The 22,051-nt window shown below is 62.9% G+C and carries 21 protein-coding genes; 2 read left to right on the top strand and 19 right to left on the bottom strand.

Translation table 11 applies throughout. From position 1 onward, the window contains the following. Positions 1-32 precede the first annotated feature (32 nt). From KIP88_RS10005 to KIP88_RS10080, 16 genes are all read right to left on the bottom strand, one after another. A complete protein-coding gene (locus tag KIP88_RS10005) occupies positions 33-1,625 on the bottom strand; it encodes a mucoidy inhibitor MuiA family protein (protein ID WP_374226438.1) in 1,593 nt (530 codons plus the stop codon). Between the two features lie 177 nt (positions 1,626-1,802). Next, entirely contained in the window at positions 1,803-3,392 is a 1,590-nt protein-coding gene (serA, locus tag KIP88_RS10010) for a phosphoglycerate dehydrogenase (protein ID WP_214487716.1), read from the bottom strand. Between the two features lie 17 nt (positions 3,393-3,409). Further along, positions 3,410-4,174, bottom strand: coding sequence for an enhanced serine sensitivity protein SseB C-terminal domain-containing protein (locus KIP88_RS10015; protein ID WP_214487717.1), 765 nt, complete (start codon positions 4,172-4,174; stop codon positions 3,410-3,412). 66 nt (positions 4,175-4,240) lie between these two features. Next, positions 4,241-5,413, bottom strand: coding sequence for a phosphoserine transaminase (locus KIP88_RS10020; RefSeq protein WP_214487718.1), 1,173 nt, complete (start codon positions 5,411-5,413; stop codon positions 4,241-4,243). Between the two features lie 79 nt (positions 5,414-5,492). Beyond that, positions 5,493-5,687 carry a hypothetical protein gene (locus tag KIP88_RS10025; protein ID WP_214487719.1) on the bottom strand — a complete coding sequence of 65 codons (195 nt, stop codon included), beginning with the start codon at positions 5,685-5,687 and terminating at the stop codon, positions 5,493-5,495. 259 nt (positions 5,688-5,946) lie between these two features. Next, complete coding sequence (locus KIP88_RS10030) at positions 5,947-6,417, bottom strand: GNAT family N-acetyltransferase (protein ID WP_214487720.1); 471 nt, start codon at positions 6,415-6,417, stop codon at positions 5,947-5,949. Between the two features lie 17 nt (positions 6,418-6,434). After that, positions 6,435-7,025 (bottom strand): glutathione S-transferase family protein, encoded by a 591-nt coding sequence (locus KIP88_RS10035; protein ID WP_214487721.1) that lies wholly within the window; start codon positions 7,023-7,025, stop codon positions 6,435-6,437. 79 nt (positions 7,026-7,104) lie between these two features. Further along, complete coding sequence (locus KIP88_RS10040) at positions 7,105-7,938, bottom strand: outer membrane protein (protein WP_214487722.1); 834 nt, start codon at positions 7,936-7,938, stop codon at positions 7,105-7,107. 211 nt (positions 7,939-8,149) lie between these two features. Then, positions 8,150-8,980, bottom strand: a complete 831-nt coding sequence (locus tag KIP88_RS10045) for an outer membrane protein (RefSeq protein WP_214487723.1) — start codon at positions 8,978-8,980, stop codon at positions 8,150-8,152. Positions 8,981-9,360: 380 nt separating this feature from the next. Continuing rightward, positions 9,361-10,218: an alpha/beta fold hydrolase gene (locus tag KIP88_RS10050; RefSeq protein WP_214487724.1), complete on the bottom strand. Its 858-nt coding sequence runs from the start codon at positions 10,216-10,218 to the stop codon at positions 9,361-9,363. Between the two features lie 263 nt (positions 10,219-10,481). After that, the gene (dmpG, locus tag KIP88_RS10055; RefSeq protein WP_214487725.1) at positions 10,482-11,519 is read right to left on the bottom strand and encodes a 4-hydroxy-2-oxovalerate aldolase; all 1,038 of its coding nucleotides are present in this window, start codon (positions 11,517-11,519) and stop codon (positions 10,482-10,484) included. A gap of 29 nt (positions 11,520-11,548) precedes the next feature. Beyond that, positions 11,549-12,520, bottom strand: coding sequence for an acetaldehyde dehydrogenase (acetylating) (locus KIP88_RS10060; RefSeq protein ID WP_249790655.1), 972 nt, complete (start codon positions 12,518-12,520; stop codon positions 11,549-11,551). A gap of 3 nt (positions 12,521-12,523) precedes the next feature. Next, positions 12,524-13,291, bottom strand: coding sequence for a 2-keto-4-pentenoate hydratase (locus KIP88_RS10065; RefSeq protein ID WP_214487726.1), 768 nt, complete (start codon positions 13,289-13,291; stop codon positions 12,524-12,526). Continuing rightward, positions 13,288-14,106 (bottom strand): 2-keto-4-pentenoate hydratase, encoded by an 819-nt coding sequence (gene mhpD / locus KIP88_RS10070; RefSeq protein ID WP_214487727.1) that lies wholly within the window; start codon positions 14,104-14,106, stop codon positions 13,288-13,290. The genes KIP88_RS10065 and mhpD overlap by 4 nt, the downstream gene beginning before the upstream one ends. Before the next feature lie 21 nt (positions 14,107-14,127). Continuing rightward, positions 14,128-14,652, bottom strand: a complete 525-nt coding sequence (locus KIP88_RS10075; RefSeq protein ID WP_214487728.1) for a heme-binding protein — start codon at positions 14,650-14,652, stop codon at positions 14,128-14,130. 26 nt (positions 14,653-14,678) lie between these two features. Beyond that, entirely contained in the window at positions 14,679-15,653 is a 975-nt protein-coding gene (locus tag KIP88_RS10080) for a tripartite tricarboxylate transporter substrate binding protein (protein ID WP_214487729.1), read from the bottom strand. 371 nt (positions 15,654-16,024) lie between these two features. Between KIP88_RS10080 and KIP88_RS10085 the strand changes: the two genes are divergently transcribed. After that, positions 16,025-16,972 carry a LysR family transcriptional regulator gene (locus tag KIP88_RS10085; RefSeq protein WP_214487730.1) on the top strand — a complete coding sequence of 316 codons (948 nt, stop codon included), beginning with the start codon at positions 16,025-16,027 and terminating at the stop codon, positions 16,970-16,972. A gap of 73 nt (positions 16,973-17,045) precedes the next feature. On the opposite strand, the gene KIP88_RS10090 is transcribed toward KIP88_RS10085, so the two are convergent. Continuing rightward, positions 17,046-18,302, bottom strand: a complete 1,257-nt coding sequence (locus KIP88_RS10090) for an MFS transporter (RefSeq protein WP_214487731.1) — start codon at positions 18,300-18,302, stop codon at positions 17,046-17,048. Between the two features lie 147 nt (positions 18,303-18,449). Further along, entirely contained in the window at positions 18,450-19,796 is a 1,347-nt protein-coding gene (gene glmM / locus KIP88_RS10095) for a phosphoglucosamine mutase (protein WP_214487732.1), read from the bottom strand. 515 nt (positions 19,797-20,311) lie between these two features. On the opposite strand from glmM, the gene KIP88_RS10100 reads away from it, so the two are divergent. Beyond that, entirely contained in the window at positions 20,312-21,448 is a 1,137-nt protein-coding gene (locus KIP88_RS10100; protein WP_214487733.1) for an alpha-hydroxy acid oxidase, read from the top strand. Between the two features lie 209 nt (positions 21,449-21,657). On the opposite strand, the gene KIP88_RS46435 is transcribed toward KIP88_RS10100, so the two are convergent. Further along, complete coding sequence (locus tag KIP88_RS46435; RefSeq protein ID WP_249790656.1) at positions 21,658-21,927, bottom strand: hypothetical protein; 270 nt, start codon at positions 21,925-21,927, stop codon at positions 21,658-21,660. Between the last annotated feature and the right edge of the window lie 124 nt (positions 21,928-22,051).

A 22,051-nucleotide genomic window follows, 5' to 3' on the forward strand; every position in this document is an offset into this window, starting at 1 on the left:
GGCTTCAGCAAAGTCTCAGCCCGCCGGCACCATCACGACGCCCTTGTCCTTGGGCCAGCGTATCGCAGGTTGGTCGCGGTCGGCGGGGTCGTGGATGACAGCATTTCGACCTGGATCTCCTCGTTCTCGCTGACCGGCAACTGATCCTTGATCGCGATCCGGATCGGGAAGTCGTGGCCGTTGCGCACCGTGGTCTTGAATGCGCGTTCGTCGGTCTTCGACGTCGTCACGATCAGGCCGGCCGATCCCTCGTTGCGCTTGACGACGGTGCGTTCGATCTTGATCTTGTCGTCGGCGCCGAAGCCGAGCCGCACGGTCTCGTCCTTGGCCGCAGCGGCCATCTGCCCGCGGCCGACGAACGCGCCGTCGCGGTAGATCGCGACCCGGCCGGGCAGTAGCGGTGCGTCCTCGTTCTGCTTGAAGCTGGCTTCCAGGAACGCGGTCGGGTCCAGCACCGGCACGGCACGGACCGTAAGATCGGGCGCAATGCTCGCACTGGAGATGCGCAGGCTCTTGGCGCCTTCGCTGGCGCCGAGGCTGACGCGCCCCGGAATCTTGAACACCACCTGGAAGCCGCTGACATCAGCTGCGGCCTGTTGCTCGGCCGCCTTCTCCATCACGGGCTCATCGCTCTTCCCCCCGGTGGCGCGGAACTGCCGCAGCCTGTCCGGGGGCGGTACAGCCGAGGGCATTGCATGATCCGACGCGGACGCCGCGGCCATCGGACGCGGTACTTGCGGGTATTGAACGACGAGCGACTTCAGGTCGGGCGCGCTGCCGCCGCGTGCGGTTCGCACGGTGGAAACGGCGAGCGCGACATTGGACCAGTCCTCGCCGGTGTTTTGCGTGATTTCGGCACGGCGCACCAGTTCGAGCGCGGGCTTGCGGTCTTTCGCGCCGGTGTCGAGGCGGGCGTCGTAGAGCGGCGTCCAGCGCGCGTTGCGCACGGCGTAGGTCACCCGCAGCGTTGCTTTCGTCGCGGCGGCCGCCGCGAGCTCGATCCGGACTTCCAGCTTGCTCGGCGGCTTCTGCGCCCGATCCTGTTCGAGACGCGCGATTTCGCGGTCGAGTTCGCGCTGCTTGCGCCCGGCATCGCGGATGGCGGCGTCAGCGCTGGCGACTTCATCGCCGACCGCGGCAAAGGCGGCGCGCCATTCGGCGATCGGCCGCGCTTCGCCCTTGTCGCCGATTCCGGCCGGAGACGTATCCGCAAAGCGCTCGGCGAATTTGCGCCGCGCGGTCGCCGCATCGATCGCGCCTTGTAAGTTGGCTCGCTCGTCCTTCAGCGCCTCGATGCGTTTGTCGAGTTCGGGCAGGTTGACCGGCGGCGCCGCGCGCGGCGGTTTTGCGTCAATCGCACCGATCGTGAGTTTCGCGCCCGCCTCACCCTCGACCCGCAGCGAGGACGGATCGAGCGTGAGCGGAAAATCCTTGAGAACGGCGGAATTCTCGCCTGCCGGCAGATCGAGCGAGATGATCCGCGTGACGCTCGCGCCATCGGGATAGACCGTGACGGCATCCACCGCCGAACTGGCGGCCACGTCCGCCGCCCGCACCGGGCCGCCGGCAAGCGCCGTGAACACGACGAGGCTCGTCGTCCAAAAAACGTTCGTAATCAATCGCATGGATACCCTCCTGAACCGTTCGCCGGCTGGCGACGCGCCAACCCCCACCACTCCCGGTCGTGAGACGCGGCGAGAAGGAAACTGGTTCGATTGGGACTTCCATGTAGTTTCGCCGTGGCGGGACCCACGGCGAAGAGTAAGCAATCCCCTCTCTGAAGGGAAAAGAGCGACGCGCGGTTAGAACACCAGCGCCTTAGCCTGCTTCACCTGCGGCAAGGCCTGCACCTTCGTCAGCACGTCCGCCGGGACCGGCCCGTCGATCTCGACCAGCGCGATGGCGTCGCCGCCCTGCTTGGTGCGGCCGAGATGGAAGGTGGCGATATTGATCTGGGCCGCGCCGAGCAGGCCGGCGAAGCTGCCGATGAAGCCGGGCTTGTCCTCGTTGGTGACATAGATCATCGACTTGCCGAATTCGGCATCGACGCGGATGCCCTTGATGTCGACCAGCCGCGGCTTGCCGTCATGATAGACGGTGCCGGACACCGAGCGTTCCTGCCGTTCGGTGGTGACGGTGACGGTGATCAGGCTTTCATAGTCGCTCTGCGCCGCGCGCACGATTTCATCCACCACCATGCCACGCTCTTTCGCGACGACCGGCGCCGAGACCACGTTGACGTCGCCCAGCATCGGCCGCAGCAGGCCCGACAGCACTGCCGAGGTGATCGCCTTGATCTTCATCTCGGCGACTTGTCCCTCATAAGTGATCTCGACCTTGAGGATTCCGCTCTCGGTGAGCTGGCCCGCGAACGAGCCGAGCTTCTCGGCGAGCTCGATGAACGGCTTCAGCTTCGGCGCCTCTTCCGCCGTGATCGAGGGGAAGTTCACCGCATTCGAGATCGCGCCGGTCAGCAGATAATCCGACATCTGCTCGGCGACCTGCAGTGCGACGTTCTCCTGCGCTTCCGTGGTGGAAGCGCCGAGATGCGGCGTGCAGATCACGTTGGGATGGCCGAACAGCACGTTCTTGGTGGCGGGCTCCTCGACGAACACGTCGAAGGCGGCGCCCGCGACATGCTTGGAATTCAGCGCGTCGAGCAGCGCCTGCTCGTCGACCAGGCCGCCGCGCGCGCAGTTCACGATCCGCACGCCCTTCTTCATCTTGGCGAGCGCCGCCGCGTCGATGATGTTTTTGGTCTTCTCGGTCAGCGGCGTGTGCAGCGTGATGAAATCGGCGCGCTTGAACAATTCGTCGAGTTCGACCTTCTCGACCCCGATGTCCTTGGCGCGCTCCGGCGACAGGAACGGATCGAACGCGACCACCTTCATTTTCAGACCGAGCGCGCGGTCGGCGGCGATCGAGCCGATATTGCCGCAGCCGACCACGCCCAGCGTCTTGCCGGTGATCTCGACGCCCATGAAGCGGTTCTTCTCCCACTTGCCGGCCTGGGTGGAGGCGTCGGCCTGCGGAATTTCACGCGCCAGCGCCAGCATCAGTGTGATGGCGTGCTCGGCGGTCGTGATCGAATTGCCGAACGGCGTGTTCATCACGATGATGCCCTTGGCGGTCGCCGCGGGAATTTCGACGTTGTCGACGCCGATGCCGGCGCGGCCGATCACCTTCAGCCTGGTGGCCTTGTCGATGATCTTCGCGGTCGCCTTGGTCGCGGAGCGGATCGCAAGACCGTCGTAATTGCCGATGATCTCGGCGAGCTTGTCCTTGTCCTTGCCGAGATTGGGCTGGAAGTCGACGTCGACTCCGCGATCCTTGAAGATCTGGACGGCAGCGGGAGACAGCGCGTCGGAAATGAGAACTTTGGGCTTTGTCATTTGGTCTACCTGAAGAGCTAATGAAGGGAGCCGCGCTCGGCGGCGGTGACGGGAATTCCGGTACGCAAGGTGGAGGCGATCGAACTGCCCTCGAGCGGCACGGCGTCGAGGATTCGTCCCTTGAGAATGTCGCCTGTGAGCGCGCGGCCGATCGCGTCTTGAACGTCCTGCCACGCGCCGGAGTGATCGACGCCAAGCATCCAGCTTTGTTCGGCGTTGCCGGGGAGCATCGCCAACATCAGCCAGGCGCCCTGCACCGTCTTGACGCCATCAAGCTCTCGGGCCAGCGCCGCGATCAAGGTCACGGGGATTTCCTTGGGATGGCCCAGCAATACCTGCTGCGGCTCCTCCGTGACGATGGTCCTCGGACCATCGTCGAACTGGCCCGCAAGCAATCGCTTCACTTCGCGGGGCGTAAACTCCTTGCCGTAGTCCGAGCCAGGGTTGAGCAAGAACGGCGCGTCCGGATAGCGTTCGAACAGATCGCGCGTCCGGTCCGGCGCAACGATGTGGTCGTCCTTGAACCAGATGCGCGCCCGCGACGGCGCCGTGAAGAACGGGATCAGCCTCTCCTCGCCGCGCATGGCGCTCGGCAGGGTCAATTTGGTGCCTTGGGGTATCGTGACCTTGCCGTCAGGCCCCGGGACGATCGGACTGCCGTCGGACACCAGCACAACGAACACTTCGGCATCCATCAGCGCGCGAGCGAAGCCGGGCCGCTCGGCCGGCTCCGCCGATGCACGCATCAGCAAACGCTCGATATCGTTCTCAGGTTCGAACATGGGATGGCCTGTGAAAGGTGTTGCCGTGCGGAAAATCCGCACGGCCGAACTTCACGTTGCCTTACGTCAAGCCGCCTTCGGCAGCGCAGCCTTGGTCTCGGCGAACGCCCAATCGATCCACTGCGTCAGCAGCGCGACGTCGGAAGCTTCCACGGTGGCGCCGCACCAGATCCGCAAGCCTGCCGGCGCATCGCGGTAATAGGCAAAATCGTAACCCGCGCCTTCCTTCTCAACCAACGCAACGAGCTTTTTCGAGAACTCGGCCTGCGCATCCGCCGTCAGCGAGGTGATCGCGGGATCTGTGAACTTGAGGCACACCGAGGTGTTGGAACGGATCGAGGAATCCTTCGCCAGGAAATCGATCCACGGCGTCTTCGCCTTCCAGTCCGACAGCACCTTGGTGTTGGCGTCGGCGCGCGCGATCAGCGCCTTGAGGCCGCCGATCGATTTCGCCCAGTTCAGCGCATCGAGATAATCCTCGACGCACAGCATCGACGGCGTGTTGATGGTCTCGCCTTCGAAGATGCCCTGGTTGAGCTTGCCGCCCTTGGTCAGGCGGAAAATCTTCGGCAGCGGCCAGGCCGGCTTGTAGGTTTCGAGCCGCTCCACCGCGCGCGGTGAGAGGATCAGCATGCCATGCGCGGCTTCGCCGCCCAGCGCCTTCTGCCAGGAGAACGTCACCACATCGAGCTTTGCGAAATCGAGCGGCTGCGCGAAAGCGGCAGAGGTCGCGTCGCAGATGGTGAGACCCTGACGATCAGCGCTGATCCAGTCGGCGTTCGGCACACGCACGCCCGAAGTCGTGCCATTCCAGGTGAAGACGATGTCGGAGGCCTGATCGACCTTGCTCAAGTCGGGAAGATCGCCATAGCTGGCATGCAGCTTGGTGACGTCCTTCAGCTTCAATTCCTTGACGATGTCGCTGACCCATCCCTCGCCGAAGGATTCCCAGGCGATCGTGGTGACGGGGCGCGCGCCGAGCAGCGACCACAGCGCCATTTCGACCGCACCGGTATCGGACGCCGGCACGATGCCGATCTTGTAATCGGCGGGCACTTCAAGCACTTCGCGCGTCAGTTCGATCGCGAGCTTGAGCTTGGACTTGCCGACCTTCGCACGATGCGAGCGGCCGAGGGCTGCGTCCTTGAGATTTTGGGGGTTCCAGCCGGGGCGCTTGGCGCAGGGGCCGGAGGAAAAATGCGGCACGTTCGGCCGCGAAGCGGGCTTCGCTACGGTCATGATCTATCCTTCCAGATAGTAAGCCTCCCGTTGGGGGGAGGTGTCCCGCGGCGGTCATTAGGGGAATCGTGCCCGATCGTCAAGAAACTTCGGGCGCTTCACGCTCGATTGATGGCTGTTCACCCGCGGCAGGCACCGGCCCTTGCTGCAAAAGCTCGGCGGCATCAGTGACCAGTTTGGCAGCCTCCCGCCGGCTCGAGACCTTCAAAATGCTGGTCTCTCCGGCCTGCACTACATATTCGCTTCCGATCCGGACAATCGAATATTTTTTCATCTGAAATCCCCAAGCTGCCCAAAGCCCCATGGGATACGCTGGCATAGCGGAGACGTTCCGGTCCGTAAAATCACGGACGCATGCGTAGTTTATCGGTTGTTAACCGGATCGGAGAGTGAGGACTACCTCAGGCATTCATCGCAAATGCGCTTCAACTGCAGTTCGCTGACCTTTATTCTGACGCGTCTTCTTTACGAGAACCGAATTCCACCCACGGATCTAGTCCGAGGGCATGCTTCGCTCGAAAACGCCATCGCGATCAAAACCGCACGGTCATGCCGACATGGCTGGGCGCAAAGCCCAGCCGCTCGTAAAACCGTTGCGCATCGACGCGGGTGTGATGCGTCAGCAATTCGACCACCTTGCATCCCTTGGCCCGCGCTTCGGCAACCGCCCACTGCACCATCTGCTCACCAATGCCGCGGCTGCGGCAGTGTTTGGCCACACGAACATCCTCTAGCAGACCGCGCGAAGCGCCCTGCGAGCTCAGCCCCGGCAGAATGCACAGCTGCAGACAGCCGACCACGGCGCCCTCGCCGTCCTCGGCAACGACGAGTTTGATGTTCGGGTCGCGATCAACCGTCTCGAACGCCGTGAAATAGGATTGCGGCAACGGGTCTTCGATCCGCTCACGACCGCCGCCAAGCGGATCATCTGCCAGCATGGCGACGATGATGCCGACGTCCTCGCGGCGCGCGCGGCGGATGGTGACCACTGAAATGGCAGACATGACAATTTCCGATGAAGTCAGCGCGCCGGCGGCAGGCCGAGGAATTTTTCGGTCGCGCCGATCCAGCGGCGCACCGCGGCATAGCCGTCGAGATGAAAGCCGCCTTCATGCGCCACGCGCGTATAGGCCAGCAGCGATATGTCGGCGAGCGTGACGGCGTCGCCGACCAGAAATGGCGTGATGGCGAGCTGGTGCTCCATCCGCGCCAGCGCCGCATAGCCGCGCTTGACCTTGTCGGGATCGAGATCGGAAATCGGCTTGCCCAGATAGAACATCTGGAAGCGGCATACGGCGATGTAGGGCTCATGGCTGTACTGTTCCCAGAACAGCCACTCGTCCATCTTCCCTGCCGCGAACGCATCCTGCGGAATGAGACGAGAACCGCGCGCGAGATAACGGATGATGGCGTTGGATTGCGCCAGCGTGCGGCCGTCGTCGAGTTCGATCGTCGGCACCTGGCCGGCGCCGTTGAGCTTGAGGAACTCCGCGGTGCGCGTCTCGCCCTTGAGCGTATCGACCGCTATCCAAGTGTAGGGCAGCGCGAGATGGTCGCACACCCACTTCACCTTGAGGCAATTGCCGGAATTGGTATCGCCGTAGACCTTCATGTGCAGCCCTCGTTGGGGCGACACTGCAACAGGCGGCGGCAAATCTGTCAACGGCGTCCGGATGGCGCCGCCGGCGAGATCAGAACTTGTAGCCGAGGCCTGCCTTCACCGTGTTGACACTGGTCTCGACATTCTTGTTGCTACTGAACCGGAGATGCTCCCACTCGGCACGAAGGAAAAGCCCCGCGTATAGCATTACGTCGACACCCATACCTCCGGCGAAGCCCGTGATGAAATGGGAGTTGGCGTTGTCCGTCAAGCTAGTCGTGCCCCCGTAATTTGGAAGCGGGGGAACGGCGGCGCCGACATACTGATAATTAAGGGTCACATCGGCCCTGCGATTGATGTTCGCCTGCCCCAGCGCGACGCCGACAAATCCATAAGGCAGGAAATTGTCGACGGGGTATGCGGCTCGCGCCCGCAACGAGCCGTAATCGGTGATCTTCATCGAGGCCGACGAGGATGCGGTAGCGTACGACACGTAGTCGACCGGGTACTGGAACACGCGGGACTGACTCCCACTGTTGGCTCCGAAGAAATTGCCGTGGGTATAGTTCAGCTCAACACCGATGACGGCCTCGCTAAACTGAAAATTGTAGCCGATGAACCCGCCAAAGCCGCTGCTTTGCATATGGGCCTTGCCGAGCATGGGCCACTGGGAGATATTGAACTGCGCTTCCAGATCGACGTTGTTCAGGAGCTTGGCGAGCAAGTCCTGGCCGGAGTTGGTAAAGTCCATGTCCGCCGCGCCGTGGGAAGCGTGGCCACCGATATAGCCGCCGCCCCAGTTGACGCTGGCTTTGCTCAACCCGTCGGTGAAGCTGCCGCGGAGAAAGGGCAAGTCCGGCATGTCAGCCGCCTGCGTGCCGCTTACCACTCCGCACATCACAGCCACCAGCAACAATCGACGCATCGCAACGCTCCATCAGCACACCCTGAACTTGCGTTGATCATCGCCTGTTAACCTTAACCAATCGTTCTCGCGGCATCTAATTGGCGAGATCTTGTCGGAAAGCCGGCGAACATTTTTCGTCTGCGCTGCATCCGCATCGGCATGCGCCAAAAGCAAACGGCGCGGGAAACTCCCGCGCCGTTCGACAACCGTTAACGAATGGAAGTCGCGATTAACCTTTGCGCATCAGCGGCGGTGGCGCGTAGACCTGCGGGCTGGTCAGATCCCAGCGCACGCCGAGCTTCAGGTCATGCGAGGTGATGTTCTTGAAGGTCATCGGATTGTTGAAGTTGTTGGTGCCGTCGAAAGCGCGGAGGTCGCCCGTCAGGCCGTCGCCCATGTCGAGATAGCGATAGGCGAGTTCGACAGTGAAGTTCGGCGTGACCTTGTAGGCCAGACCTGCATGGACCGCCCAGGCAAAATTCCACTTCGACACGTTGTCGCCGAACGCAAGACCCGGCAATGCCGGACCAACGCCACCGTTCAGCGCGATGCTCTGATCGGTGAAGCCGTTGATAGCAACCCGCGCGCCACCGACGCCGGCGCCGATGAACGGGGTGATGCACCACCAGGTACCGAGATCGACATAGGCGTTGGCGAGAACGACCCACTCGTTCTTGGTGGCGTGATAGGTGTCGGTGCCGACGCCGCCGACATAGGTGATGCGATCGGTGCCGAAGAAACTTGAATTGCCGCGGTATTCACCGGTGACGTCGGCGCGGAACCAGTTGTTGACCTTGTAACCGACGCCGAGGCCGAAGATGCCCGCGCTGCTGAAGTTCAGGGTCTGAACCGACGACGTGTTGTTGCGGTCGAGCAAGTTGTTGAGACGATCGACGCGCTGATTGCTGAAGCCGATGTCGCCGCGCAGATACCAGCCGCCGAAATCTTCGACCACCGGGGGTGCGTACGGGGGCGGCGCAATGGCCATGTCGGCAGCAAACGCCGCCTGCGACAACAATGTGGCCGCACCGGCGGCAATGAAAGACTTAACGCTACGCATGGGCTTCGTCCTTTTGTCCGGTGAGGCTGACTGCAATGGGCCCCACTTCAAAAACTCACGGACGGACGATCGCATTAAATGCTTAAGCGGCGCTTAACCCTAATTTTTAAGGTTGACAAACTCTGACTTTTTCCCGCGCCCCCTGTTCGCGACGCGAAAGTTAATGCTTCTGCGCCACGGATAAATGGCGAAACTGCCATACGTCCTAACGATCTATTGAAGGAAGACGCTCGTCATCCGCAGCGTTAAGGTTTTGTTGACGCGACGGCATCGCCAGTCGCGCGCGCCAAATTTAGCCAGCCGACCAAAGCGCGCCCTCGGCGCGTTGATGCAATCTGAGCATCCCCAACCCAACGCCAGCGAGCGCAGCGTAACGACCATCACTTGATGTTGCTCCCGATCCAATCAAGCACAAAATCCGCCACCTGAAGGTTGTTTCTGTCCTGCATCATCATGTGGGAGTTACCCTTCATCCCCACATCGGGAAGCCGGATGAGAGTGGCCTTTCCTCCTTGCTGCTTGTTGATGCGCTCCACCACAGCCCTTCGTCCTTCGTAGCGAGCGCGACCGGTAAAGACGGGAGCATCCAGGTGGTCGCCAAACAGTTCGAGCACCGGAATGCCCCGATAAGCTTCGATCTGGGCCTCGGTAGGGACAATGGCCTGCGCACCTTCGATGTTGACCACCGCCTTGACCAGACGGGGTCGAATCTCGACGAGGGCATCCGCAAAGGGGCCGGCGAGCGAATGCACGACGACCACGGCCGGACCGATCTTGTCGAGCAACGCCGCAAGTGCGCGAGGGGCGGTCGCCATCGCGCCGCCTTCGAGCGTCGCTTCTCCGAACGGCACACCTTGCGACCCGAAGGCAGCGAACGCCTCGGTCGGATATTGGGTGTCGGGAAACGCCGTTCCGGATGACGGCCCGAAACGAAAGAGCGGCCACGCCAGCTCGGCTGTCACCATCAGCACGTTGCCCGGCAAAGCGGCCACGCTGGACTCAGCCTTCGCCTGGTTAATTGCCGTCGCGTTGAACCCCGAGCGGCCTCGGCCGGGCGTATCAACGACGTAGACCGCGTAGCCCTTGCGCGCCAGGTAGGTGGCCCAGCCCTCGCGACCATCCGGCGTGGTCTCGTAACTGACGCCGGTCAACCCGCCGCCGTGGACCAGCACGATCGGCACCGGATTGGTGCGTTGGGCCGGGATCCGATAATGCACATACATCTGGTTGACGGTCACGGTGCCGGGCCGCGAAGGCCCTGCAGGAGACGCACCCGGATTCGTTGACACCAAGGACGTTCCGCCGACGAAGAACGTGCCTTCGTCTGCCAGATTGAGGGGGCCGCCGAGAGAATTCGCCGGGGCCCTCTCGCTCGTGGCAGAGCCCGCCAGGAGAACGACGCCAACAGAGAATAAAACGCGCGATAGTGAGTCCATGCGATTGCCTTCCCTTTTTGTGCATTCGTCAATGTGTAGCGGGCGCGCGGTCAGGCCGCCGCGCGTCACCGGCTCAGGGGCTGGCGCTCATGCTGGAAGCCCTTCAGCAGATCCAGCGCCACGTCGATGATCATGTCCTCTTGTCCACCGACCATCTTGCGCCTGCCCAGTTCGACCAGAATGTCGACAGCCTTCAGTCCATACTTGTCTGCCGCGATCTCCGCGTGGCGCAGGAAGCTCGAGTACACGCCGGCGTAACCGAGGGCCAATGTCTCCCGGTCAACACGCACCGGCCGGTTCTGCAGGGGCCGCACAATCTCGTCTGCAGCATCCATCAGCGTGTACAGGTCGGTGCCGTGATTCCAGCCCATGCGATCGGCCGCCGCGATGAATACTTCCAGCGGAGCGTTGCCCGCACCGGCGCCCATGCCGGCCAGGCTGGCGTCGACGCGGTCGCAGCCCTCCTCCACGGCGACGATCGAGTTCGCGACACCCAGGCTGAGGTTGTGATGGGCGTGGATGCCTGTCTGCGTCTCGGGTTTCAGCACCTCCTTGAAGGCGCGCATGCGGTCCCTGACGTCGTTCATGTTGAGCGCTCCGCCGGAGTCGACGACGTAGACGCACGTTGCGCCATAGCTCTCCATCAGCTTGGCCTGTTCGGCGAGCTTCCGGGGCGTCGCCATGTGGCTCATCATCAGGAAGCCAACCGGATCCATGCCCAACTCGCGCGCGTACTCCAGATGCTGGCGCGAGACATCCGCTTCGGTGCAGTGCGTTGCGACGCGCACGACACGAGCGCCCGCGCCGTAGGCTTGACGCAGATCGTGCGTGGTGCCGATGCCAGGCAGCAGCAGCGTGGCGACCTTGGCCTTCTTTACCGTCTCGGCGACGGCCGATATCCACTCCACGTCGGTGTGCGCGCCGAAACCATAGTTGAAACTGGACCCTTCGAGACCATCGCCGTGCGCCACCTCGATGCTGTCGACGCCGGCCGCGTCAAGCGCCGCGGCGATCGCCTTCATTTGGGCGATGCTGTACTGATGGCGAATGGCGTGGCTGCCATCGCGCAGCGTCACGTCGGAGATGTAGAGCTTCCTGCTCATGCCGACACTCCCTGATGGTTCGGCGAAACTCACGCCGGTTGCTTCAGACCGCGGGCGATGCCCGCCTCGACACGTCGGCGAGCCATCATGTCGCCGCAGGCCAGGGCCGCCGAGGTCATGATGTCCAGGTTGCCGGCGTAGGAAGGCAGGTAGTGCGCCGCGCCCTCGACCTCGAGGAAGACGGAAGTCTTCAGACCATGCCGTGGCCCCAGCTTCGGCACGTTGAGTGGCGCGGACGGTGGAACGACATCGAACTGCACCCGCTGCTTGAGCCGATAACCCGGCACATAGGCCTGCACGCGCGCGACCATCTCGGCAATGCCAGCCTCGATCGCGGCCTGCTCTGCGAGTTCAGACAGCACGAAAACAGTGTCACGCATGATAAGCGGCGGCTCGGCCGGGTTCAGGACGATGACAGCCTTGCCCCGCTCGGCACCGCCAAGTTTTTCGATCGCCGCACGCGTGGTCTCGGTGAACTCATCGATGTTGGCCCGTGTACCCGGCCCGGCCGATTTGCTTGATATGGACGCCACGATCTCCGCGTAGTGAACTTTCGCGACGCGGGATACGGCAGCGACGATCGGGATCGTGGCCTGTCCGCCGCAAGTCACCATGTTCATGTTGGAGGCGTTCTCGGCCTCAAGGTTGATCGCTGGAATCACGTAGGGACCGACAGAAGCGGGGGTGAGATCGATCACCTGGATGCCGTGACGCTGCAGTACCTCGTTGTGATGCCGGTGAGCACCCGCCGATGTGGCGTCGAAGACGACGTCGATCTCAGGGAATACGTCCAGCTTGAGCAGTCCGTCGATGCCTTCGGCGGTGGTCGCGACGTTGAGGCGCTTTGCGCGTGCGAGGCCATCCGACTGGGGATCGACGCCTGCCATCGCCCCCATTTCGATGTGTCTGGCCTGGCGTATCACCTTGATCATGAGATCGGTGCCGATGTTGCCGGAGCCGATGATCGCGGCCTTGACCTTGTGGATCGTTGCGTTGGGCATCGGTCAGTTCACCATGTGGAAGCCGGCGCCGCCCAGCCGTTCCATCTCGATGGAGACATACTGGCCGGGTTTGATCCACTCGGCCGGTGTAGCGCCGCCCGCCATCACCACCCAGCCGGCCTGCAGCGGCTCGCCCGCCGCATTGGAAAGGCGCGCAGCGGCGACCAGCGATCGAAGCGGGTGACCGAGGATTGCGGCCGTCGATCCCACGTGCACGGCGCGGCCGTCGATGCTCATGGTGAGGCCGAGGTTGCTGAAATCCTCGCGTGGATCGCTCCACGGCCCGACCACGATCCCGCTGGATGACGCGTTGTCGGCAATCACCTCGGGCAATGTGAACTTGAAGTCGCGATAGCGCGAATCGATGACCTCGAGCGCAGGCGCCACGGCCTCCACGCTCGCGAACGCTTCCACGGCGGTCACGTTGCCTGGCAACGGCTTCTTCAGGAGGAACGCGATTTCCGGTTCCGCGCGCGGATGCACGAAGCGTGCGAACGATGCGGCCATGCCTTCCTCGATCAGCATGTCGGCGGTCAAACGCCCCCAGATGACGTCGCTGAGGCCCATCTGGACCATCTTGGCGCGGCTCGTGAATCCCATCTTCACGCCGACGCGCCGCGCGCCGCGCGACATGCGGCGCTGGATCGACGCCCGCTGGATCGCGTACGCATCCTCCAGCGACAGGTGACCCTCGGGATCGATCTGCGCGATTTCGCGGGCCCCGCGCGCCGCGGCGTCGAGCTGCTCTGCCAATTCCTCGACACGGATCATGTGAGTTGTCTTCCCGTCAGGTCAGTTTCGAATACGGCTTTGACGCTGCCCAGGCCGTTGATGCGGGTCTCGAAGACGTCGCCTGCGTTCACGGCGACCATGGGTCCAAGCGCGCCTGAAAGCACCAGGTGGCCTGCTCGGAGCGGCTGCCCCACGGCAGCCATCGTTCGGGCAAGCCAGACCACCGCATTGAGCGGGTTGCCGAGGCACGCTGCACCGGCGCCGACGGACACGGGTTCACCGCGCCGCGTCATCACCATCCCGCAAAGCCGGAGGTCGACGTCGGATAATTTTTTCGGCGTGCTTCCAAGCACGTATGCGCTGGAAGAGGCATTGTCCGCCACGGTGTCGGCGAAGCGGATGTTCCAGCCCGCGATACGGCTGCCGACAATCTCGAGTGCGGGCAACACGTGATCGATCGCCTGGATGACGTCGGCGTGTCCGGGCTTCTCCATGTCCAGGTCGCGCCCGAGAACGAAGGCCACCTCTGCCTCGATCTTCGGCTGCTGCAACCCTTCCATCGGAACCGGCTCGGCGTCGCCGAACCCCATGTCGTCGAACAGCATTCCGAAGTCGGGCTGATCGACGCCGAGTTGCGCCTGCACCGCCTTCGCCGTCAGGCCGACCTTGCAGCCGACGATGCGTCTGCCCTCCTCGCGTACGCGATGCTCCGTGTTCGTGCGCTGGATTGCATAGGCGTCGGCCGCCGTCATCAATGGGAACGTCTCGCGCAACGGAGCGATGAAGTTGCCGGTGCGGGCCGCATCGCGCAGAGAACGTGCGGCGCCGACGGTATCGATGGAAAATGTCGCCATGGAGTTGACCTGCAATGATCGTCACAAGGAACGGTCGCCGAGACCTACCTTGGCGTAGATCTCGTTGACATGCCGTTTGACGTTCTCGGGAGTGGTGTCGTGCTCCGCCATATGGGCCCAGCCCGCCTTCTCGCGCGCATACCGACCGATCTCTTCGTCCTGATCGCCGGTAGCGCCGCTGATGCCGTAGGCGCCGACCATCTCGGCGCCCTTGAAGACCGGCGCACAGCCACCGGAGGCGACAATCTGGCCATTGGTAAATACAGCGGCGTTCATCAGCATCTGAGGGTTACGCTCCTTGAACCACTGCTGGATGACCAGCCCGTCCGCGAAGCGCGGACTCATCGATCGGAAGGCGGCGACGGTGAATGCCTTGGCGCGCGCGGTATCGGGCGTGATGAAGCCGGCATCGTCCATGCGCTCCAGCGCAATCAGGTGCCCCTCTGGTCCCACGATCGCGACCGAGACAGGAACGCCCATTTCAGCAGCCTTTTCGGTGACGGCCTGGATGAACGCGCGGCACTCCACGGCTCGCAACTTGGCCATGTGCAATCTCCTTTCGTGTTGAGCGGCTATTCGCGCTTGATGCCGGCAGTCTGGATGACCTTGACCCATTTGCTGGTTTCGCTGCGGATGTAGCGAGCAAACTCGTCCGGGGAGGACTTGACGACCTCGATGCCTTGGGCGCGGAACAGGTTCTGGATATCCGGCTGGTCGAGCGCGGCGTGGGTCGCGGCCTGAACTTTCGCCACCACTTCGGGCGGCGTGCCCACCGGCAGCAGGAAACCGAACCACACCGAGCTTTCGAAGTCCTTGAATCCGAGTTCCTGCACCGTCGGCAGATCGGGCGCGAGAGGCGTTCGCTTCGCGCCAGTCGTCGCAAGCGCCTTCAACGTGCCGGCGGCGATGTGCGGCAACACGGTGGAGGCCGGCGAGAACATGACCGCCACCTGACCGCCGAGCAGGTCCGTCACGGCCGGTGTGCTGCCACGGTACGGCACATGCTGCATCTTGATGCCAGCCATCGCGGAGAAGAGTTCACCGGAAAAATGCGGCGAGGTGCCGTGGCCCGAGGAGGCATATGCGATCTCGCCCGGCTTCGTCTTCGCGGCGCGGATCAACTGGTCGACCGATGTAACGCCGAGCGACGGATTCACCACCAGGATGTTCGGCACGCTGCCAATCATCGTGACCGCGGTGAAATCCTTTGCCGGGTCAGGAGAGTTAGCGTCCGCGAAGGCGGCGTTGATCGTGTTCGCGACCGTTCCAACGAAGATCGTGTAACCGTCGGGAGGAGACGTCGCAACCGCTTTGGCCGCGATACTGCTCGCTGCGCCGGGCCGGTTGTCGACGATGAAAGGTTGACCCAGCCGTTTGGCCAACGCTTCCGCCACGGCGCGGGCTGCAACGTCGGTGGCACTTCCCGCCGGAAATCCGACGACCACCTTCACCAGGCGTGAGGGATAGCTGTCTTGCGCCCAGGCTGCAGGCGCGATGGTTGCGGCCGCTGCAAGCAACATCGCCCCAAGGCACTGACGTCGATCCATGTCGTTTCCTCGTTCTGATTGTTGCGCTGTTGTGCTCACTAGAGGCGCGCGCGACGCATGATTCAAACGAATATTTCCAATCAATTGATTTGGAAAACTCATGAATGAGGTCTTTGCGATGGTTGGAAGCGGTCCGCGCGTCGGCCGGGCTCGAAGCTTCAGGCGGGTGCCCGCAAATGTGCCCTGGGTTGTCGATGAAGAACGATAAGCGTTTTCATTCATGAACCACAGCTCGCCACGCATCCTGCGCCGCAACGCAAGCTGACGTCGCGGGCGCCGATGGCGAGGCTGACGGGCGTCGGCGTTGTAAGTGGCGGCTGGTGAACTTATAATGCGGGGGAGATCATCTGCCAGATTTATGAATCTTGCCAATGAATGTGACGGTCCGTCAGCTGCGCGCCTTCGTCTTTGTGGCTCAGCTCAAGAGCTTCACGAAGGCGGCGGAGCGCCTGTACCTGACGCAGTCAGCTCTGAGTCTGCTGATCCGTCAGCTCGAGGACAACCTGCAAGTCCAGCTTATCGAACGCTCCACTCGCAAGGTCGAGTTGACTGCCGCCGGGCTAGAGCTCATGGGCAGCGCCGAACGACTGTTGGACGATCTCGATGCGACACTCGCGAACGTCGCGGAGCTGGGGGCGAAGCAGCGCGGCAAGGTCGTCGTGGCCGCTCCTTATATCCTTGCCACCACATTCCTCGTCGAAGTGATTGCCGAGTTCAGGGCTCGCTACCCGACGATCTCGGTGCACCTGAAGGATTCGTTGCCCGAGCAGGTTTTGATGCAGGTCCGCAGCGGCGGAGCCGATCTCGGCATAGGCAGTTTTCGCGACCGCGAGCCGGAACTGCAATGGACTCCCCTGTTTCAGGAACCGCTGGTGACGGTCTATCCGCGCGGCCATCCGATCGGGAAACTACCCCGGCTCAACTGGAGCGATCTCGCCAGTCTGCCGGTGATCTCCCTGAACCGCGACAGCATCTTCCGGGATTTGACCGAGGACGGCTTTTCCCAAGCTGGCCTGACCTTAACGCCAGCCTACGAAGTCGCCTATGCGGGGACGGCGCTGGCGCTGGTTCGGGCTGGCCTCGGCATAGCCATCTTGCCTCAATGCGTTGGAATCCTGACCGACCCGACGATTAGCCTCCGGCCGCTGGAAAACCCGCAGATCCTGCGCTCCGTCGCGGTGATCACACGAAACGGCCGCTCTCTCTCCCCGGCCGCCGAGGCGTTCGTCGATATGTTGCGCAAATCCGTGAAATTGCCGACCAGCCTGCCAACACCACGGGGTCGACCACGCCCTTCCCGCCGCGCGGCGCGCGAATGACATTGTCTTGAAGCAATTTCTGATGCGGCTACGGCTCGGCAGGTCAATGAACCCAGCCGCATGACAGACCAAATTAGCGCACGTGCTTGGGCATCTTCGGCAGGAACACCGCGAGCAGGCCGAGCGCGGGCAGGAACGCGCAGAGGTGATAGACGAAGGCAATCCCGGTGTGATCGGCGAGCTTGCCGAGCACGGCTGCACCAAGTCCGCCGATGCCGAAGGCAACGCCGAAGAAAACGCCCGAGATCATCCCGAAGCGATGCGGCATCAGTTCCTGCGCGAACACGATGATCGAGGACGTCGCCGACGAGAGGATGAGGCCAATGAAAACTGTCAGTACGGCGCTCGCGGCAAGGCCGGCATAGGGCAGCGCCAGCGTGAACGGCAGCGCGCCCAGGATCGAGAACCAGATGATGTATTTGCGGCCGAAGCGGTCCCCGAGCGGCCCGCCGAAGAACGCACCCGCCGCATTGGCGGCAAGGAAGATGAACAGATAGAGCTGCGCCGCCTGGGTCGACACCTGAAACTTGTCGATCAGATAGAAGATGTAATAGCTCGACAGGCTCGACACGTAGAGCTGTTTTGAGAACAGCAGCGCGACCAGCACCGCGAGCGCAATTTTCACGCGCCGCGAATCCGGCAGGTCCGGATGACGTTCGATCACAGCCGATTTCTTCGTCGCGATCTGCGGCTTGTACCAGACACCGATCCGCCACAGGATCACGATCGCCAGAAACGCGATCGATGAAAACCACGCGATCGAGGGCTGGCCGAACGGCACCACGATCAGCGCCGCCAGCACCGGCCCCATCGACGTGCCGAAACTGCCGCCGAGCTGAAACACCGATTGCGCCATGCCGTAGCGGCCGCCGGAAGCAAGGCGCGCGATCCGCGCCGACTCCGGATGAAACACCGCCGAACCAAGGCCGACCAGCGCCGCCGCGATCAGGATGATGGGATAGAGATGCGCGACGCTCAGCAGCAACAATCCGAAAAACGTAAAACCCATGCCGATCGCAAGCGAGAACGGCTGCGCCTTCTTGTCGGTGAAATGCCCGACCAGCGGCTGCAGCAGCGACGCGGTGAACTGAAACGCCAGCGTGATCATGCCGATCTGCCCGTAGTCCAGCGCGTAAGCGTCCTTCAGGATCGGATAGACCGAGGCGATCAACGACTGCATGGTATCGTTGAGGAAATGCGAGAAGCTGATACCGGTCAGCACGACATAGGCCGGCCCCGCGACAGCCGCCTTGGCGGCAAGGCCCGCCAGGTCCGGCACGACGACCGGCGCGGTCGCCGTTTCCTCTGAGACGATGACGGGCTTGTTCAAGGGCGCATTCCCGAAAAAGAATCGCGGACAGGCAATGTCTCGTGTTCTACGACCGGGCTATCGTCGCGACCAGCATCAATAGCTTATGGCTGCGATGCGTTGCCGCACCACCGATCAGCGATCCTGCGCTATCAGAATAATACTGGCTTATGCCGCCGCGGCGTGGCCGAGCGCGGTGACGATCTGATCGACGACGTCCTCGACCAGGATGCGATCGTCGCCCTCGCCCATCACGCGGATCACGGGCTCGGTGCCGGACGAACGGACCAAGAGCCGGCCGTGGCCGTTGAGACGATTCTCGCCGTCCATGATCGCCGACTTCACCTCGGCATGGTCGAGCGGCTTGCCGCTGCGGTAACGCACGTTCTTCAGGATCTGCGGCAGCGGATCGAAGCGGTGGCAGACTTCCGACACCGGACGGCGAAGCTTTTGCACCACGGCCAGCACCTGCAACGCGGCGACGAAGCCATCGCCTGTCGTGGCGTAGTCGGAGAGGATGATATGGCCCGAGGGCTCGCCGCCGAGATTGTAGCCCTGCTTGAGCATCTGTTCGAGCACGTAGCGGTCGCCGACCGGCGTGCGCACCATGCCGATGCCCTGCCCTTCGAGGAAACGCTCAAGCCCGAGATTCGACATCACGGTGGCGACGATGCCGGGCTTGGCGAGACGGCCGTCGTCCTTCCAGCTTTGCGCGATCACCGCGAGCAACTGATCACCGTCGACCACATGGCCGCGCTCGTCGACCAGGATGACGCGATCGGCGTCGCCGTCGAGCGCGATGCCGATGTCGGCGCGCATCTCGCGCACCTTTTTCGCCAGCGCCTCCGGCGAGGTCGAACCGCATTCCTTGTTGATGTTGAAACCATCAGGTTCGACGCCGATCGCAATGACGTCCGCGCCCAATTCCCACAGCGCTTCCGGTACCACCTTGTAGGCGGCGCCGTGCGCGCAATCGATCACGACGCGCAATCCGTCGAGCGAGAGCTCGCGCGGCAGCGTGCGCTTGGCGAATTCGATGTAGCGGTCATGGACGCCGTCGATACGGCGGGCACGCCCAAGGCTGGCGCTCTGCGCGAGACGACGGTCGATCGGCTCGTCCAGCAGTTGCTCGATCTGCTTTTCGACGTCGTCGGACAGTTTGAATCCCTGCGGGCCAAACAGCTTGATGCCGTTGTCCTCGAACAGGTTGTGGGAGGCCGAAATCATCACGCCGAGATCGGCGCGCATCGACTTGGTCAGCATCGCGACCGCCGGCGTCGGCATCGGGCCGAGCAGCAGCACGTCCATGCCGACCGAGGTAAAGCCGGCCACCATGGCGTATTCGATCATGTAGCCGGAGAGACGGGTGTCCTTGCCGATCACGACGCGGTGGCGGTGATCGCCACGCTGGAACACCAGGCCAGCGGCCTGCCCCACCTTGAGCGCGAGCTCCGGCGTGATCAGTCCATTGGCGCGGCCCCGAATTCCGTCGGTACCGAAATATTTGCGGCTCATGTAACCCCCAGCTATTCCGGGACTTTCTTTCAGACCATACCCGGCCAAGAACCCCCGAACGCCCACCATCGTAGCGTGCAAGGTGCTTATAATCCCTCGACGACTAAAATGGCTTCAAAAAATGTGATTAATCATTACGGTTGCAAGCGGCCGCGGCCAACCTGCAAACGCTTGGTATAACAGGATATTCCTGCGAATGGCAGCCCTGGAACCGGGGCGCTAGTTGCGCCGCATGACGCGGCGGTCGCCCTTCGAGGGCGGCGGCTGGTGACATTAACCGGGTCGGAAGCCGGAAAGGTCTCTTCCAGACCCTCCTCCAGGGCGTCGTCGAGCCGGCGCTTTTCCTCACGATCGGCCGAGCCGGCGTCAGTGGGGGCAGCTTTTCGCGGTCCGGTCATGGGATGTCCTCCCGTCGGGAATGGCGCCCAAGAGATGGATGAGATGCGATTTGGCTGGCCATCCAACCGTGCTAGATGACGACACCGCCAGAAAATTCAAGAAGGGCCGGGACGTCCATGAAGCACATCACCTGCATTGAGGATCTGCGCCAGTTGCACAAGCGCCGGGTTCCCAAGGCGTTTTTCGACTATGCCGACCGCGGCTCCTACACCGAGGACACGCTGCGCGCCAATTCCGAGGACCTGCGGCAGATCAAGTTCCGCCAGCGCATCCTGGTCGACGTCTCCAAGCGCGATCTCTCCACCACGATCCTCGGCGAGCCCGCCGCGATGCCGCTGATCCTCGCTCCCGTGGGCCTGCTCGGCATGCAACATGGCGACGGCGAGATCCATGCCTGCCGCGCCGCGCAGGCCGCCGGCATTCCCTTCACCCAGAGCACGATGTCGATCTGCTCGATCGAGGATATCGCAGCCGCCGTCGACAAGCCGTTCTGGTTCCAACTCTACGTGATGAAGGACCGCGGCTTCATCAAGGCGCTGATCGAGCGCGCGATCGCGGCGAAATGCTCGGCACTGGTGCTTACCGTCGACCTGCAGGTGATCGGGCAGCGCCACCAGGACATCAAGAACGGCATGTCGGTGCCGCCGGAATGGTCGCTGTCGAAACTGCTCGACTTCGCCAGCAAGCCGTCATGGGTCGCCGGCGTGCTGCGCGGCAAGCGCCGCAGCTTCGGCAACATCGTCGGCCACGTCAAAGGCACCGAGGATCTCACCAAATTGGCGGAATGGACGGCCTCGCAGTTCGACACCTCGCTGAACTGGAAGGACATCGACTGGATCCGCTCGATCTGGCCGGGCAAGTTGATCCTGAAAGGCATTTTGGACGTCGAGGACGCCGAGATCGCGGCCAAGACCGGCGCGCAGGCCATCGTTGTCTCCAACCATGGTGGCCGCCAGCTCGACGGCGCGCCGTCGTCGATCGAGGTGCTGCCTGAAATCGTCGACACCGTCGGCTCGCAGACGGAAATCATGTTCGACGGCGGCATCCGCACCGGCATGGACGTGATGCGCGCGCTCGCGCTCGGCGCAAAATCCTGCATGATCGGCCGCGCCTATGCCTATGGGTTAGGTGCCGGCGGACAGGAGGGCGTCGCGAAGGCGATCGACATCCTCGCCAAGGAAATGCTCACGACGATGGGGCTGTGCGGCGTCAACACGATTGCCGAGATCGACGATAACGTGCTGGCGGTGTGAGGCAGCCTCTACCTTGGTCAAGAACCACGGAGGCGAATTGAGGCTTAGGCAGCCTGCTGGAGGGGCGCTGCATCAGACGGGAGCTTGTCGTCAAACAATGACCAGCATTCCATGTATTCTTGTCACCCTGACACGTTCGCTTCGCTGATCACCATACCGGAGGTCACCTCCGCGAGGCCAGCGAACGGGAGTTCAACGTTTAAAGTGCATCAGCGGCACACGTATCTTCCATTCACGAGCACCCGGACGCATGCCGCGCCGGCAGCCGCCGCACCCACAGCGGCGCCTCCTAAGACGGCCCGCCGCGTCTGCCGACGCGCTACGCCAGCGACGCTCACAGGCGTTGCCGGTCGTCCGACCCTTGCTTCAGCGCTTTGAATGGATAGCGCCAGACTATCTTGCGCCGATTCAAACGAACCAAATCCGCACACGAAGGCGGCTGCCACGATCAACATCCGCATAATGCCAAACTGCTTCATGGTGGTCCTCCCTATTGGTAAGGCGACGAGCCGTTCGAGGGATCACCAGGCGCACCTTGATTTACATCAATGAACCGACTTCCGTTTTGGCGCCGCATGCTAGCAGGTGTGGTTGTGTCTCTTC

The organism is Bradyrhizobium sp. SRL28 (assembly GCF_018596315.1).
In the GTDB taxonomy this organism is placed as follows: Bacteria; Pseudomonadota; Alphaproteobacteria; order Rhizobiales; family Xanthobacteraceae; genus Bradyrhizobium.